The sequence below is a fragment of the Micromonospora sp. DT68 genome (assembly GCF_049847245.1).
GTDB lineage: Bacteria > Actinomycetota > Actinomycetes > Mycobacteriales > Micromonosporaceae > Micromonospora > Micromonospora profundi.
The window spans coordinates 305,540-319,986 of sequence record NZ_JBNCNZ010000005.1 but is presented as its reverse complement, the minus strand read 5'-3'; the positions used below and the strand labels follow the sequence as shown (position 1 = coordinate 319,986).

12 protein-coding genes are annotated in these 14,447 nt (G+C 71.7%); 8 read left to right on the top strand and 4 right to left on the bottom strand.

What is annotated here, in order from left to right; genetic code table 11:
- Window positions 1-110: 110 nt before the first annotated feature.
- Window positions 111-533 (bottom strand): DUF2000 domain-containing protein, encoded by a 423-nt coding sequence (locus tag ACPXB1_RS12195; protein WP_355588907.1) that lies wholly within the window; start codon window positions 531-533, stop codon window positions 111-113.
- Window positions 534-582: 49 nt separating this feature from the next.
- On the opposite strand from ACPXB1_RS12195, the gene ACPXB1_RS12190 reads away from it, so the two are divergent.
- Window positions 583-1,386, top strand: a complete 804-nt coding sequence (locus ACPXB1_RS12190; protein ID WP_425735242.1) for an AraC family transcriptional regulator — start codon at window positions 583-585, stop codon at window positions 1,384-1,386.
- Between the two features lie 45 nt (window positions 1,387-1,431).
- On the opposite strand, the gene ACPXB1_RS12185 is transcribed toward ACPXB1_RS12190, so the two are convergent.
- Both ACPXB1_RS12185 and ACPXB1_RS12180 read right to left on the bottom strand, forming a co-directional pair.
- Window positions 1,432-2,265 (bottom strand): helix-turn-helix transcriptional regulator, encoded by an 834-nt coding sequence (locus tag ACPXB1_RS12185; RefSeq protein ID WP_425735240.1) that lies wholly within the window; start codon window positions 2,263-2,265, stop codon window positions 1,432-1,434.
- Between the two features lie 94 nt (window positions 2,266-2,359).
- Window positions 2,360-3,784, bottom strand: coding sequence for an aldehyde dehydrogenase family protein (locus ACPXB1_RS12180; protein WP_355632979.1), 1,425 nt, complete (start codon window positions 3,782-3,784; stop codon window positions 2,360-2,362).
- 340 nt (window positions 3,785-4,124) lie between these two features.
- Between ACPXB1_RS12180 and ACPXB1_RS12175 the strand changes: the two genes are divergently transcribed.
- From ACPXB1_RS12175 to ACPXB1_RS12165, 3 genes are all read left to right on the top strand, one after another.
- Window positions 4,125-5,705, top strand: coding sequence for a DHA2 family efflux MFS transporter permease subunit (locus tag ACPXB1_RS12175; RefSeq protein ID WP_355588915.1), 1,581 nt, complete (start codon window positions 4,125-4,127; stop codon window positions 5,703-5,705).
- Between the two features lie 333 nt (window positions 5,706-6,038).
- The gene (locus ACPXB1_RS12170) at window positions 6,039-7,199 is read left to right on the top strand and encodes a winged helix DNA-binding domain-containing protein (RefSeq protein ID WP_355588921.1); all 1,161 of its coding nucleotides are present in this window, start codon (window positions 6,039-6,041) and stop codon (window positions 7,197-7,199) included.
- 36 nt (window positions 7,200-7,235) lie between these two features.
- On the top strand, window positions 7,236-7,982 hold the full coding sequence (locus ACPXB1_RS12165) for a YqjF family protein (protein WP_355588923.1): 747 nt from the start codon (window positions 7,236-7,238) through the stop codon (window positions 7,980-7,982).
- Between the two features lie 68 nt (window positions 7,983-8,050).
- Here the strand turns inward: ACPXB1_RS12165 and ACPXB1_RS12160 are convergent, their stop codons facing one another.
- Window positions 8,051-9,028 carry an aldo/keto reductase gene (locus ACPXB1_RS12160; RefSeq protein ID WP_355588925.1) on the bottom strand — a complete coding sequence of 326 codons (978 nt, stop codon included), beginning with the start codon at window positions 9,026-9,028 and terminating at the stop codon, window positions 8,051-8,053.
- 107 nt (window positions 9,029-9,135) lie between these two features.
- Here ACPXB1_RS12160 and ACPXB1_RS12155 point away from each other — a divergent pair, with 107 nt between their 5' ends.
- The 4 genes from ACPXB1_RS12155 to ACPXB1_RS12140 all read left to right on the top strand — a co-directional run bounded on the left by ACPXB1_RS12155 (window position 9,136) and on the right by ACPXB1_RS12140 (window position 14,401).
- Window positions 9,136-9,486 (top strand): ArsR/SmtB family transcription factor, encoded by a 351-nt coding sequence (locus ACPXB1_RS12155; protein ID WP_355588927.1) that lies wholly within the window; start codon window positions 9,136-9,138, stop codon window positions 9,484-9,486.
- Window positions 9,483-9,965, top strand: a complete 483-nt coding sequence (locus ACPXB1_RS12150) for an SRPBCC family protein (protein WP_355588929.1) — start codon at window positions 9,483-9,485, stop codon at window positions 9,963-9,965. The genes ACPXB1_RS12155 and ACPXB1_RS12150 overlap by 4 nt, the downstream gene beginning before the upstream one ends.
- 137 nt (window positions 9,966-10,102) lie before the next feature.
- Window positions 10,103-11,488 carry a cellulase family glycosylhydrolase gene (locus tag ACPXB1_RS12145; RefSeq protein WP_355588931.1) on the top strand — a complete coding sequence of 462 codons (1,386 nt, stop codon included), beginning with the start codon at window positions 10,103-10,105 and terminating at the stop codon, window positions 11,486-11,488.
- Window positions 11,489-11,731: 243 nt separating this feature from the next.
- Complete coding sequence (locus ACPXB1_RS12140) at window positions 11,732-14,401, top strand: carboxylate--amine ligase/circularly permuted type 2 ATP-grasp protein (protein ID WP_355632589.1); 2,670 nt, start codon at window positions 11,732-11,734, stop codon at window positions 14,399-14,401.
- The last annotated feature ends 46 nt before the right edge of the window (window positions 14,402-14,447 follow it).

The window sequence follows — 14,447 nt, the reverse complement described above, 5'->3', positions numbered from 1 at the left end:
TTTGTTCTTGGGGGGGGGGGGGGGGGGGGGGGGGCGGGGGGGCGCCCCGCCGCCGGGGGGGGGGGGGGGGGGGGCCGGCGCGCCGGCCGCCCCCCCGCGGCGGGGTGCGGTCAGGGATGCATTGTCGCGCCCTTGAGCACCTTGTCGACCACTGTGCGCGGCCCGTGCAGGGCAAGCCCCACCAGGTCGAGCTTCTCGCGGCCGACCGCCTGCACCGCGGCCCGGTTGTCCCGGTCGTTCCCGGTGGTGAAGAGCTCGTGCGTGAAGATCGACAGGCGTAGCCCGCGGGTGAGCGCGCGAGAGTGCGCACTGGTAAGCGTGGCCCGGTCACCGGCGAAGACCAGCACGGGCTGACGGAACATCGGCAGGTACCGGGTGCCGTCCGCGTCGCGGTACTCCTCGCCGAGCAACTCCGGCTCGGCGTGCGCGACGCCGCTGACCAGGAAGGCGGTGACGTTCAGCCGCTGCCAGCCGGCCAGGTCGTTGCGGAGCAACACAGCGATCTTCGTGGGAAAGCGGATCGGTTCGGTCATGACGTCGAGCCTGCCCGCCCGGCGCCGCCGGGTCTTGTACGTTCTTAGCGTGGCCACCCGGGCGGCAGGCTCCCACGTCAGCGCGTGGCGACCCGCCGTCGCCGGGGTCACCGAGGTCTTCCACGCCCACTTCGTGGACCACGCGTACCCGCTGCACACCCACGACGTGTGGACGCTGCTGATCGTCGACGACGGCGCGGTCCACTTCGATCTGGACCGGCACCGCCACGGCGCGCTGCGGACGTCGGTCACCCTGCTCCCGCCGTACGTGGCGCACGACGGCCGCTCCGCCACACCGGGCGGCTTTCGCAAGCGGGTCCTGTACCTCGACACCACGGCGCTCGACGCCGAGCTGGTCGGCCGGGCGGTCGACCGTCCGGACCTCGCCGATCCGCAGCTACGGCACCGCATCCACCACCTGCACGAGGTGCTCGCCGCCCCGGGCGACGAGTTCGAGGCCGACAGCCGGCTGGCGCTCATCCTGGACCGGCTGCGCCAACGGTTACGGCTGAACTCTCCGGCCGGCGCGCAGCCGGCGGCGCACAGCCTCGCGACGCGGCTGCGTGAGCTGCTGGACGCCCGGACGGTCGAGGGCGTCACCCTGCGGGAGGCCGCCGAGCTGCTGCACGCCCACCCGACGCACCTGGTCCGTACGTTCACCCACGTGCACGGGCTGCCGCCGCACTCGTACCTGACCGGTCGCCGGGTCGAGCTGGCGCGTCGGCTGCTCCTCGCGGGGCAGCGGCCGGCCGAGGTCGCCGCCGCGACCGGGTTCTTCGACCAGGCTCACCTCACCCGGCACTTCCGGCGTCACCTGGGCGTCAGCCCGGCCCGGTACGGGTCGCCCGGGTGAACGGCCGCGCGCACGGCGACCGTCCGGCGCGTCGTGGACCGGGGGTCAGACGACCTGGGCGCCGATGACGGAGAGCAGCCGCAGTTTGTCGTCGCTCTCCGACCCGGGCACGGCCGTGAAGACCAGCAGCGTCTGGGACTGGTCGGGATCCACCAGGGTCTGACAGTGCAGCTCCAGTGCCCCGACCTCCGGGTGGAGGAAGCGCTTCGCCGGGCAGTAGCCGCCCGGCACCGGGTGTTCCTGCCACCGCCGGGTGAACTCCGGGCTCCGGGCCAGCAGGTCGTCGACGATCGTCGCCGCCCGCGAACCCCTGCCATCCCGGGTGTACGCGGCGTGCAGGTGCGCCACGAGGAGGCCGCTCTGCGTCTCGTGGTCCTGCGCCGGGTGCCGTTGCCGCACCCGGGGGTCGGTGAACCAGCGGTGGTGCGCGCTGCGCGCCAGCCCGGTGTGCCGGGTCTCGTCACCGAGCAGCGCGATCGCCGGCGCGGTCTGGGCCAGGGTCTCGCCGAGGTGGTTGACCACCTGGGCGGGGGTGTCCTGCAACCGGTCGAGGATCCGCATCATCCCCGGGTTGACGTGGTCGGCCCGGACCGACCGGTGCGGAACGGCGTGACCGGCGAGCTGGAAGAGGTGGTCCCGCTCAGCCAGGGAGAGCCGCAGGCCCCGGGCCAGCGCGGCGAGCATCTGGGCGGAGGGGTGCGGACCCCGCTGCTGCTCCAGCCGACTGTAGTAGTCGGTGGACATACCGCTCAACGTGGCGACTTCCTCGCGCCGCAACCCTCCGGTACGCCGGCGCTGGCCCCGGGGCAGCCCCACGTCCTCGGGCTGGAGCGCCTCGCGTCGGGTCCGCAGGAAACTGGCGAGTTCGGCGCGGTTCACGGCTGGCTTCTCCTTCACCCGGGCGGACCGGCGGGACCGGCACGTCGACTGCAACAGGCGTACCCCGGTGTGGTGTTCCGGGGTACCCGGCGACTCAGCGTTGGATGGACTTGATCTCCAGGAACTCCTCCAGACCGAAGCGGCCGAACTCCCGGCCGTTGCCGGACTGCCGGTAGCCGCCGAACGGCGCGAGCGGGTTCCAGTGGCCGGCGTTGACGTCGACCTGGCCCACGCGTAGCCGCCGGGCGACCGCCAGCGCGTGCTCCGGCTCTCCGAAGACGCCGCTGGTCAGCCCGTACAGCGTGCCGTTGGCGATGGCCACGGCCTCGTCCTCGTCGGCATACGGGATGATCGTCAGCACCGGGCCGAAGATCTCCTCCTGGGCGATCGCGGACGTCGGGTCGACGTCGGCGAAGATCGTCGGCTGGACGTAGGCGCCGTTCGGCAGGCCGGCGGGCCGGTCCGGGCCACCGAACACGAGGCGGGCACCGTCGGCGATGCCCCGTTCGATGTACCCGAGCACCTTCTGGCGGTGCGCCTCGGACGCCATCGGCCCGATCCGGGTGGTCTCGTCGGTCGGGTCGCCGACGGTGTGCTGCCGGGCCGCCTCGACGGCCAGTGCGACGACCTCGTCCTGCCGGGAGGCGGGCACCAGCATCCGGGGCCACGCGCCGCAGACCTGCCCGCCGTTGGCGAACGCCATCAGCATGCCCGTGGTGACCGCCGAGGGCAGGTCGGCGTCGTCGAGGATGATGGTCGCGCCCTTGCCGCCCAGCTCCAGCGTGACCCGCTTGACGGTGTGCGCCGCCACCTCGGAGATGCGTCGTCCGGCCCGGGTGGAGCCGGTGAAGGAGATCATGTCGATGTCCGGGTGGGCGGAGATCGCCTCACCGACGACCGCCCCGGTGCCGTACACCACGTTGAACACGCCCGCCGGTACGCCCGCCTCCGCGGCCACCTCGGCGAGGATCCGCGCGGTCAACGGGGCGTTCTCGGACGGCTTGAAGACCATCGTGTTGCCCGCGAGCAGCGCCGGCGCCAGCTTGGAGACGATCTGCTGCAGCGGGAAGTTCCACGGGGTGATCGCGCCGACCACGCCGATCGGCTCGCGGACGATCAGCGAGTTGCCGACCTCCTCGGTCCAGGCGAAGTCGTCGGCCAGGCCGGCCACGGACTCGATCACCGCGGCGGGGAAGGCGACCTGAGCGGTCCGGGACATCCCGATCGGGGAGCCCATCTCGGCGGTGATCACCGTCGCGATCTCCTCCTGGCGGGCGGCGAGACCGGCGCCCAGGCGGCGCAGCACCTCGGCCCGCTGCGCCGGGGTGGTCGCCGCCCAGTCGGGGAAGGCCGCCCGGGCGGCGGCGACGGCCCGGTCGACGTCGGCGGCGGTGCCGGCCGGGGTTTCGGCGACGACGTCGCCGGTCGCCGGGTTCACGACGGGAAGGGTGCCGGCCGAGCCGGCGAGTGTCTCGCCGCCGATCCAGTGGCCGGTGACGGTGTGGGTGGAAGTGGTCATGCACCGACCGTGGCACCGTCCCGAACCCCCAACCAGGTGCGGTTCATCCACGGATTCGCGGTCCCTGGCTGAGCCGCTGGGCCTCGGGTCGCCTGCCGTTCGCTGCTGGCAGACGGCTCGATCGCCTCGCCGACTGATCGACACCCCGACGACCGGCCGTAATCGGGCGACCGAACGGACTTGTCGCCGGTCGGCGTCACGAAACCCAGCGGCGCGACGTCACAACCGGCGGATAGTCTGCCTGCGCGCGTCGTCGCCCTGGTACGCCGCGCCCTGCGCCTGGTAGGCGCGGCACCGCCACCGCCGACCAACGCGTGTTCAACCGACCTCAGGAGAGTTTGTGACACAGCAATCCGTCGCGACCTCGGACAAGCTCGACGCCGCAGTTCTCAAGGTGGCAGGCGTCGTCGTCCTTGGCGCGATCATGTCGATCCTCGACGTGACGGTGGTAAGCGTTGCGCTGCCAACGTTCCAGAGCGAGTTCGACGCGACCTACGCGCGCGTCGCGTGGACGATGACCGGCTACACGCTGGCGCTGGCCACTGTGATCCCGCTCAGCGGGTGGGCAGCCGACCGGTTCGGCACCAAACGCCTCTACATGGTGGCGCTCGCGCTGTTCACCATCGGGTCCGGGCTCTGCGCCACCGCCGACTCGATCGGCGAGCTGATCGCCTACCGCGTCCTGCAGGGCCTCGGCGGCGGCATGCTCATGCCGCTGGGCATGACCATCATGACCCGGGCGGCCGGGCCGCACCGGATCGGCCGGCTGATGGCAGTCCTCGGCATCCCGATGCTGCTCGGGCCGATCGGTGGCCCGATCCTCGGCGGCTGGCTGATCGACGTGGCGAGCTGGCACTGGATCTTCCTGATCAACCTGCCGATCGGTGTCGTCGCCCTCATCTACGCCCAGATGGCCCTGCCGAAGGACGCGCCCGAGCCGTCGGAGTCGTTCGACTTCCTCGGCATGCTGATGCTCTCGCCCGGCCTCGCCCTGTTCCTCTACGGCGTCTCGTCGCTGCCGGAGACGGGCACGTTCGCCGAGACCAAGGTGTGGGCGCCGATGCTCGTCGGCGGCGCGCTTGTGGTGGCGTTCGTGCTCTACTCCTTCAGGCCCCGGCACCCGCTGCTGGACCTGCGGCTGTTCCGCAACCGCAACCTGACCATCGCCTCGCTGACCCTGTTCGTGTTCATCATCGCGTTCATGGGCGCCGGCCTGCTGTTCCCGAGCTACTTCCTGCAGGTGCGCGGCGAGTCGACGCTTGCCGCCGGTCTGCTGATCGCACCCCAAGGGCTCGGCGCGATGCTCACCATGCCGATCGCCGGGACGCTCGCGGACCGGGTGCCCATCGGTCGCACCGTGCCGTTCGCGCTGGCGCTGATCGTGATCGGGTTCTTCAGCTTCACGCAGGTCGACGCGCAGACCTCGTACTGGGTGCTCGGCGCGTCGCTGTTCGTGATGGGTCTGGGCATGGGCGGCACGATGATGCCGATCATGACGTCGGCGCTGCGGACGTTGCAGGCGCAGGAGGTCGCGCGCGGCTCGACGCTCGTCAACATCCTCCAGCAGATCGGCGGCTCGGTCGGCGCCGCCGTCATGTCGGTGATCCTCACCAACGAGCTGAACGGCTCCCGGCCGATCCCGGGCGCGGTGGACCCGGACGGCAAGCCGATCACCGAGGCAGGGCTGGCCATCGCCGCCCAGCAGCGGCCGGAGCTGCTCCAGCAGATCCCGGTTGACCCGTCGATCATCGAGCGCGGGCTCGACTTCGCCGCGAAGTCGTTCGCCCACACGTTCTGGGTGGCGTTCGGGCTGGTGGTGCTCACGTTCATCCCGGCCGCCCTGCTGCCGCGACGGCGGCAGCGGGCGCAACTCGACAACGAGCAGGGGGAGCAGGCCAAGACGCCTGTCATCATCCACTGACCGACCGCACCGCCGCGCGCGACGCCCATCACGGTGTCGGGCGCGGCGGTGCGCCGTTTCAGCGGTGCAGCAGCTCCACCACAGCCTGAGTGAACTCCGCAGGCGAGCAGGACCAGTTCCGCGTCACCCTGTGTCACGACCACGTCCCCCCGTGCGTCCCGCTTATGGCAGTTTGGGCGTTCTGGTCGGGCCGCATGCCCGTACCAGCGTACGGCGGGTGGTGGTGTGGCGGTCCGGGCCAGCCGGTGTCGGCCGGGAACTGACGTACCCCGGCCATAGCGTGCGCGTCATGGGGATCCACGCTGACAGCCACGCCCGCCGCGGGAGCCCGCCGTGACCGATCTGAGCTGGGCGCAGGTGTCGGCCCGGCGTCTCGCCCGGCACGGGCTCTCGGCGCGGGCCGCACCCGAGTCACCACCGGGTGCCGAGGGCGTCGCCGATGTGGTGTCCGCGATGTGCGGCGCGCACGCCCAGGTCGCCTCCGCCGCCGAGCTGTCCATCGGCCTGCGGGTGCCCGGTGCCACCCGCGCCCTGGTGCGACAGGCGCTCTGGACGGACCGCACCCTGGTCAAGACCCGTGGACCGCGCGGGACGGTGCACCTGCTCGCCGCCGTGGACCTGCCGATGTGGATCGGCGCGCTCACCGCGATACCGGCTCCGTCGTGGGAGCAGAGTCGCCACCTGTTGACGTCCGAGCAGGCCGGGCAGGTCCTCGCCGCCATGGGTGACGCGTTGGCCGAGGCCGAGTTGACCACCGCCGAGTTGACCGAGGAGCTCGTGGCCCGCACCGGTCCGTGGGCCGGTGAGCGGGTCATGGAGGCGTTCCAGGACCTGTGGCCCCGATGGATGGTTGCGATGTCGACCGCCAGCCGGGCCGGGGTGATCTGCTTCGGCCCGGCAAGGGGTCGCGCCATCACCTACACCAGCCCGACGCGCTGGCTTCCCGGCTTCACGCCGATGGACGGCCGCGCCGCCCTGACCGATCTCGTCCGCCGATATCTGTTCGCCTACGGGCCAGCCACCCCGGCGCAGTTCGCCAAGTGGCTCGCGGCGCCGGTGCGGTGGGCCACGTCGCTGTTCGACTCCATCGACCTGGCCGAGGTGACAGTGGAGGGTACGCAGGCATGGGTGGCCGCCGACGACACCGACTTCCCGACCGACCCGCCGTCCGGGTTGCGGCTCCTGCCCTACTTCGACGCGTACGCGGTTGGCTGCCACCCGCGTGAGCGGCTCTATCCCGGCGTCGCGGCCGAGCGGGCGCTGGCTCGTGGCCAGGCCGGCAACTATCCGGTGCTGCTTGTCGACGGGGTGGTCTCCGGGGTGTGGCACCAACGCCGCTCCGGACGCACGATCCACGTCACTGTCGAGCCGTTGCAGGCGCTCGACCCGGGTCGGCTGCGGGAGTTGGAGGACGAGGTCGATCGGGTCGGCCAGATCCTGGAGGGCAGGGCGGCGCTGACCATCGGCACGGTGAGGGTCGGCCCGCACGCCTGATGCCAGCCCCGTGCGGGCCTGAGTCAGGATGGAAGCGTGGACATCGAGCCGGTCGACATCGCGCCCCGACAGTCGTTCCCCTGGGCGGTCCTACGGCAGCGCTGGGAGGACCTCACCTTCCTGCACTGGGCGGTCGCCCCGGAGACCGTCGCGCCGCTGCTGCCCGTCGGGACCCGGCCGGACACCATCGACGGCGTCACCTACGTCGGTCTGATCGGCTTCCGGATGGTGGGGCTGGGCTTCGGTCGCGGGCCGGCGGTGCCGTACTTCGGCACGTTCTGGGAGACGAACGTCCGGCTCTACTCGGTCGACGCCAACGGCCGGCGTGCGGTGGTGTTCCGGTCGCTTGACGCGTCCCGCCTCGTTCCCGTGCTTGTCGCCCAGGTGACGCTGCGTCTGCCGTACCTCTGGTCCTCGATGGGAGTGGACCGCGACGGTGACCGCCTCACCTACCGGTGCCGGCGACGCTGGCCCGGCCCGGCCGGCACGACGAGCCGGATTGTGGTTCGGGTGGGGGAGGCGATCGCCGAGCCGACGCCGCTTGAGCATTTCGTCACCGCCCGGTGGGGGCTGCACACCCGGGCGTACGGGCGCACGCTGCACCTGCCGAACTGGCATCCGCGCTGGCCGTTGCACCGCGCCGAGCTGCTGCACCTTGACGACGAGCTGGTCGCCGCCGCAGGGCTGCCGACACCGGCCGGGCCTCCGGTCAGCGTGCTGTATTCACCAGGCGTCGGGGTGCGGTTCGGCCCACCGGTGGACGCCGCCGCCCGGCCCGCCTGACGGCGGCGGGGTCGGGCTGGTCGCGGACCAGTGTGGGCCGCGACCAGCCCGGCGCCGGGAGGCGATGGTCAGTAACGTCCGCCCTCGGGCGCGGGCAGGGCGTCGAGGTCGGCCAGATCCTCGGCGCTGAGCCGCACGTCGCCGGCCGCGCAGTTGTCCACAAGGTACTTCGGCGTCTTCGTGCCGGGGATCGGAATGACCTGCTCGCCCTGGGCGACCACCCAGGCGAGAGCGACCTGCGCGGGGCTGAGCCCGGCCCGGTCGGCGATCTCGCGGACCCGGGCGACGATGGCCAGGTTGGCGCGCAACGCGTCCTGTTGGAAACGCGGCAGGCCACGGCGGAAGTCGTCGGCGGGCAGGTCGTCGAAGGATGTGAACCGGCCGGCGAGGAAACCCCTGCCCAGCGGCGAGAACGGCAGGAACGCGATGCCCTGCTGCGCGCAGTACGGCAGCACCTCGGTCAACGGATCACGCGTCCACAGCGACAACTCCGACTGCACCGACGCCACCGGGTGCACCGTCTGAGCCCGTACGATCTGCTCCACTGTCACCTCGGACAGCCCGATCTGCCGCGCCTTGCCCGCTGCGACGACCTCCGCCATCGCGCCCCAGGACTCCTCGATGGGCACCTGCGGGTCGACGCGGTGCAGCTGGTAGAGGTCGACGTGGTCGGTGCCGAGCCGGCGCAGGCTGGCGTCGATCGCCACGCGGATGTGCTCCGGTCGGCCGTCGTTGCCGATCTTCGGTGAGTTGCCGGGCCCTCCGGTGGGGGAGGTGGTCACCAGGCCGACCTTGGTGGCCAGGACGGCCCGCTCCCGGTGGCCGCCGGCCAGCGCCCGTCCCACAAGCTCCTCGTTGGTGTACGGCCCGTACACGTCGGACGTGTCGACAAGCGTGGCGCCCAGGTCCAGCGCCTGTCGGATCACGGCGATCGACGTGTCGTCGTCGCGGGGGCCGGTGATGTCGTATCCGTGGCTCATGCCCATGCACCCGAGGCCGATGACGCCGACCTCGGGTCCTGCACTGCCCAGCGTGGTGGTTCGCATGCGCCCTACGCTACGGCCGGTGCGGGCGTCCGGCGATCCGTGACGTGTCTTGGAGCGCAATTACTTAGGGCTTGACCTAAGTAATGCATCCGTGCATAGTTAGGCGCATGGCTAAGTATGTGGGGGAGGGCGGCGGCGTTCTCGACAGTGTGTTCCAGGCGTTGGCCGACCCCACCCGCCGCCAGGTCGTCGAGCGCCTCACCCAGGGGCCGGCCACGACCAGTGAGCTGGCTCGTCCGTTCGACATGGCGCTGCCGTCGTTCACCCAGCACCTGCACGTCCTCGAACAGTCCGGTCTGGTGACGTCGGAGAAGAAGGGCCGGGTTCGCACCTACCGGCTCGCGCCCCAGCCGCTGGAGCACCTCGACACCTGGCTCGCCGCGCAGCGCGCGCGGTGGACCCGACGCCTCGACCAACTCGACTCACTTCTCTACGACCTGAAGGAGCAAGAACGATGACCCTCTACGCAGTGGACCCCGACCTCGATCTCGTCCTGGAGCGCACCGTCGACGTGCCGCCAGAGCTGGTCTGGCGGGCCTGGACCACACCCGAGCTGATCATGCAGTGGTTCACCCCGAAGCCGTGGTCGACAGTCGCCTGCGAGATCGACCTGCGGCCCGGCGGCAGATTCGACACGACAATGCGCTCGCCCGAGGGCGAGGAGTACCCGAACAGCGGCTGCATCCTGGTGGTCGACGAGGGTTCGACGCTGGTCTTCACCTCCGGCCTGGGGCCCGGCTTCCGTCCGCAGATCGCCCAGGACGGCTTCCCCTTCACCGCTGTGGTGCGGATCGAGCCGGACGGCGCGGGCACGAAGTACACAGCCACCGCGATCCACGCCGACGCGTCGGCGAAGAAGTCGCACGAGGAGATGGGCTTCCACGAAGGATGGGGCGCTGCGCTGGACCAACTCGTCGACCTCATGAAGGTGCGCTGAGCGGCGTACACCGCTCAGCTGGTCCCGGCGAGCGGGAGATCGGCCGCACGCCTTGAATGCATCGTGGAAGATCGATATTGTCGGCTCTGGCGCCGCCCCGCCTCAGACCATCACCGTCGATCCGAAGCGGGTTCAGCATGCGCACACTGAGACTTGTCACGTCGCTGGCCGTCGCCGGCCTGATAGCCGGCACGGTGGCGATCGCGGCCACGCCGGCGAGTGCGGCGACAGCCGTGTTCTCCGTGACGAACAGTTGGGGCAGTGGCTACCAGGGCCAGGTCACTGTCACCAACAACACGTCGGCACAGATCACCAGCTGGCGCGTCGAGTTCGACCTGCCAGCCCCCTCCAGCATCAGCCAGTCGTGGAACGCGCAGCAGACGACCTCCGGCAGCCGCTACACCTTCACAAACGTGTCCTGGAACGGCACCCTGGCCGCCGGGGCGTCGACGTCGTTCGGCTTCCTCGTCGACGGCTCCGGCACCCCCGTCAACTGCACTGTCAACGGCGCGGCCTGCGCCGGAGGCCCGCCTCCGACGCCCACCACTCCCGCGCCGACCACTCCGGCGCCCACGACACCGCCACCGACCACCCCGCCCCCCACGACGCCGCCGCCCACGACCGGCACGCCCGTCGAGCGGCACGGGCAGCTGCGGGTGTGCGGCACGACGATGTGCGACAAGTCCGGCGCGCGTGTGCAGTTGCGGGGCATCAGCAGCATGTGGCTCAACTGGGAGACCGCCCCGTACGCCGAGAACCTGTCCGCGCTGACCTGGATGCGTGACAACTGGAAGCTTCAGGTGATCCGCGCGGCGATGGGCGTGGAGCCGGCCGGCGCGTACCTCAGCGACCCGACCAGGGCGCGTAACCAGGTGGAGACCATCATCAACAACGCGGTCAGCGCCGGGGTGTACGTGATCGTCGACTGGCACGCGCACGAGGCGCAGAACAACCAGTCGCAGGCGGTGGCGTTCTTCGGTGACCTGGCCCGCCGCTACGGCCACCTGCCCAACGTCATCTGGGAGCCCTACAACGAGCCGTTGCAGGTGAGCTGGACGAACGTCATCAAGCCGTACCACCAGGCTGTCGTCTCGGCGATCCGCGCCGCCGACCCGGACAACATCGTGGTGCTCGGCACCCCGACCTGGTCGCAGGACGTGGACGTCGCGGCTGCCAGCCCGGTCTCCGGCACCAACCTGATGTACACGCTGCACTTCTACTCGTGCACCCACGGCGCGTCGCTGCGCGCCAAGGGTGACGCGGCGATCCGGGCCGGCCTGGCGCTGTTCGTCACGGAGTGGGGCGCCAGCCACGCCGACGGTGGTCTCGACGGCCGGGCCTGCCTGCCGGAGGCGCAGTCCTGGATCGACTGGATGAAGGCGAACGGCATCTCCTGGACGGCCTGGAAGCTCGACGTCGGCACCGACACCACGAACCTGCTCAGCCCGGGTGCGCCGGTGACCGGCGGATGGGACAACTACCTGCACGGCCACGCGCCGTTCGTGGTCGCCAACATGAGATGACCCCGACCGCGAACACGCGCGATCGACGGTAGGCGTCGTTGCGACATGCCGGTGAGTCAGAGTGATGACTCACCGGCATGTGCCGTTGGCACGGCGGGGTCGACCCGGGCGGTGCCCGCAGCGTGCCGCCGAGCGGCCGGGCAGAACGGTGCGTCACCTTAACGCGCCGGAAACACCTCCGGTACCAATCCTGGGAACGCTCGTCGGACAAGTCGACACACCGATACGCGAACCGGGGTGACCATGGTCGAGAACACCACGAACGCGGCGACGTTCGACGGGCCGCTGGGCCGGTCCGGCAACGGCCGGGCGGTGCCCGCATCCCGTGCCCAACCGGTCATGCAGGTCGACGACAGCGACCCGGCGGACCTCGCCACCATCGGTGTGGAGGAGGAGTTCCATGTCGTCGACCTGCACACCCGCGAGTTGGTGCCGCGTGCGGGGGAGCTGCTCGACCGGCTGCCGGCCGCGTCGTTCACCGCGGAACTGCACCGCAGCGTGGTGGAGACCAACACCGCTGTCTGCCGCACCCTGGACGAGATCCGCGCCGAGCTGACCCGCCTGCGCCAGTCGGCCGTCCAGGTCGCCGACCGGGCCGGGCTGGGCATCGTGGCGGCCGGCACCGTGCCGCTGCGCGCCGACGGCGACCCGAGTGTCACCCCCACCTCCCGCTACCGGCGGATGCTCGACGAGTACCAGATGCTCGCGCGGGAGCAGTTGATCTGCGGTGCGCAGGTGCACGTCGGTGTGTCGGACCGGGATCTGGCGGTGGCCGTCACCCGGCGGGTCCAGCCGTGGCTGCCGCTGCTGCTGGCAGTGTCCACCAGTTCGCCGTACTGGATGGGGCAGGACAGCGGCTACGCGAGCGTCCGCTCGCTGGTCTGGCAGCGCTGGCCCACGGCCGGCGACCCGGGCGAGGTGACAAGCGCAGCCGACCACGAGGCGCTTGTCGCCGAGCTGATCTCCTCGGAGACCATCACCGACCCCGCCATGATCTACTTCGATGTGCGGCCGTCGGCGCACGTGCCCACAGTGGAGCTGCGCATCACCGACGCCAACTCCGACGTTGACATCATCGTCCTGCTCACCGGCCTGTTCCGGGCGTTGGTCCGCCGGGAGGTCGCCGCGCTGCGCGCCGGCGTCGAGCGCACCGCCGTACGCCCGCCGGTGCTGCGCGCCGCCGTGTGGCGGGCCGCCCGCTCCGGGTTGGAGGGCGACCTGCTGGACCTGCCCCGCTCGGCCCGGCCGGTGCCGGCCGCCGAGGCGGTACGTCGACTGGTGACCGACCTGCGCCCGCAACTGGAGGCGACCGGGGACTGGGAACAGGTGAGCGAGCTGACCCGCTACGCGCTGGCGCGCGGCAGCTCGGCGGCCCGGCAGCGACGGGCCTACGAGCGGCGGGGTCGACTGGCCGACGTTGTCGACCTGCTGCTCGACGAGACCAGGGGCCGCACGGGCGCCCCCGGCCCGGGTGCACCGCCACCGCCGGCCCTGCCCACGTACGTCGACGCCGGCGACGAGGTCTTCGGCCCGGACGGACCGGAGCCGGCGTACCGGCCGCTGCTTGACGCCCTGCGCGGCCTGGGCACCGTCGGACTGCGCCAACGCGAGCACGACCGCGACGAGGAGCAGCGCGCCCGGGGTGTGACCTTCAGCGTGGCCGGTGAGGCGAGCACCCGGCTCTTCCCTGTCGACCTGATGCCCAGGGTGGTGCCCGCCGCCGACTGGAGCGCGCTGCGCAGCGGCCTGGTGCAGCGGGCCCGCGCCCTCGACGCCTTCCTGCGTGACGTCTACGGCGAGCGGGCGGTGGTGGCCGACGGCGTGGTGCCGGCCTGGGTGGTGGAGTCCTCACCCGGCCTGCGCCCAACCGGCGCGCTCATGGGCCGCCGCCGCACCCGCGCCCAGGTGTCCGGCACGGATCTGGTGCGTGACCCCGACGGCGGCTGGTACGTGCTGGAGGACAACCTGCGGGTGCCCTCGGGTCTCGGCTACGCGGTGCAGAACCGCAGGCTGACCCGGGCGGTGCTGCCGGAGCTGCCGGTGCCCGACGACCTGCTGCCCGCCGACGAGACACCCGCGATGCTGCACCGGGCGCTGCTCGCCGCCGCGCCCGCCGCCGCCGACGACCCCGCAGTGGTGGTGCTCAGCAGTGGCTCCGGCGACCCGGCATGGTTTGAGCACCGGCTGCTCGCCGACGAGATGGGCGTGCCGCTGATCGGGAGCAGCGACCTGCTGGTGGAGGACGGGCGGGTGTGCCTGGTACGCGAGGGCCGCCGCAGCCAGGTCGACGTGATCTACCTGCGGATGGACGAGGAGGCGCTGCTGCACGCGCCGGGCGCCGACGGGGTGCCGCTGGGCTGGCCACTGCTCGCCGCCGTGCACGCGGGGCGGCTCAGCCTTGCCAACGCGCTCGGCAACGGCGTCGGCGACGACAAGGCGCTGTACGCGTACGTGCCGCAGCTCATCGAGTACTACCTGGGGGAGAAGGCGCTGCTCGCGGACGTGCCGACGTACCTGTGCGGGCTGCCCGAGCAGCGCGCCGAGGTGCTCGGCCGGCTGGGGGAGTTGGTGCTCAAGCCCGTCGACGGGTACGGCGGGGACCGCGTGGTGATCGGTCCGCGCGCCGAGGCGGAGGAGTTGGACGCCGCCCGGGAGCAGATCCTCGCCGCGCCGCACCGGTGGATCGCCCAGGAGGTGATCTCGTTGACCACCCACCCGGTGTTCGACGGCACCGCCCTCGCACCTCGGCACGTCGACCTGCGGGCGTTCGTCTTCCTCGGTGACACGGCCGAGGTGGCGCCGGTGGCGCTGACCCGGGTCGCACCGGCCGGCAGCATGATCGTCAACTCGTCCCGTGGCGGTGGGTCGAAGGACACCTGGCTGCTCGGCGGAGCCGGTCAACCGCCCGCGTAACCCACGCTTGACCTTGACGTCATCGGGACGCAACCAGGCCGGCCAA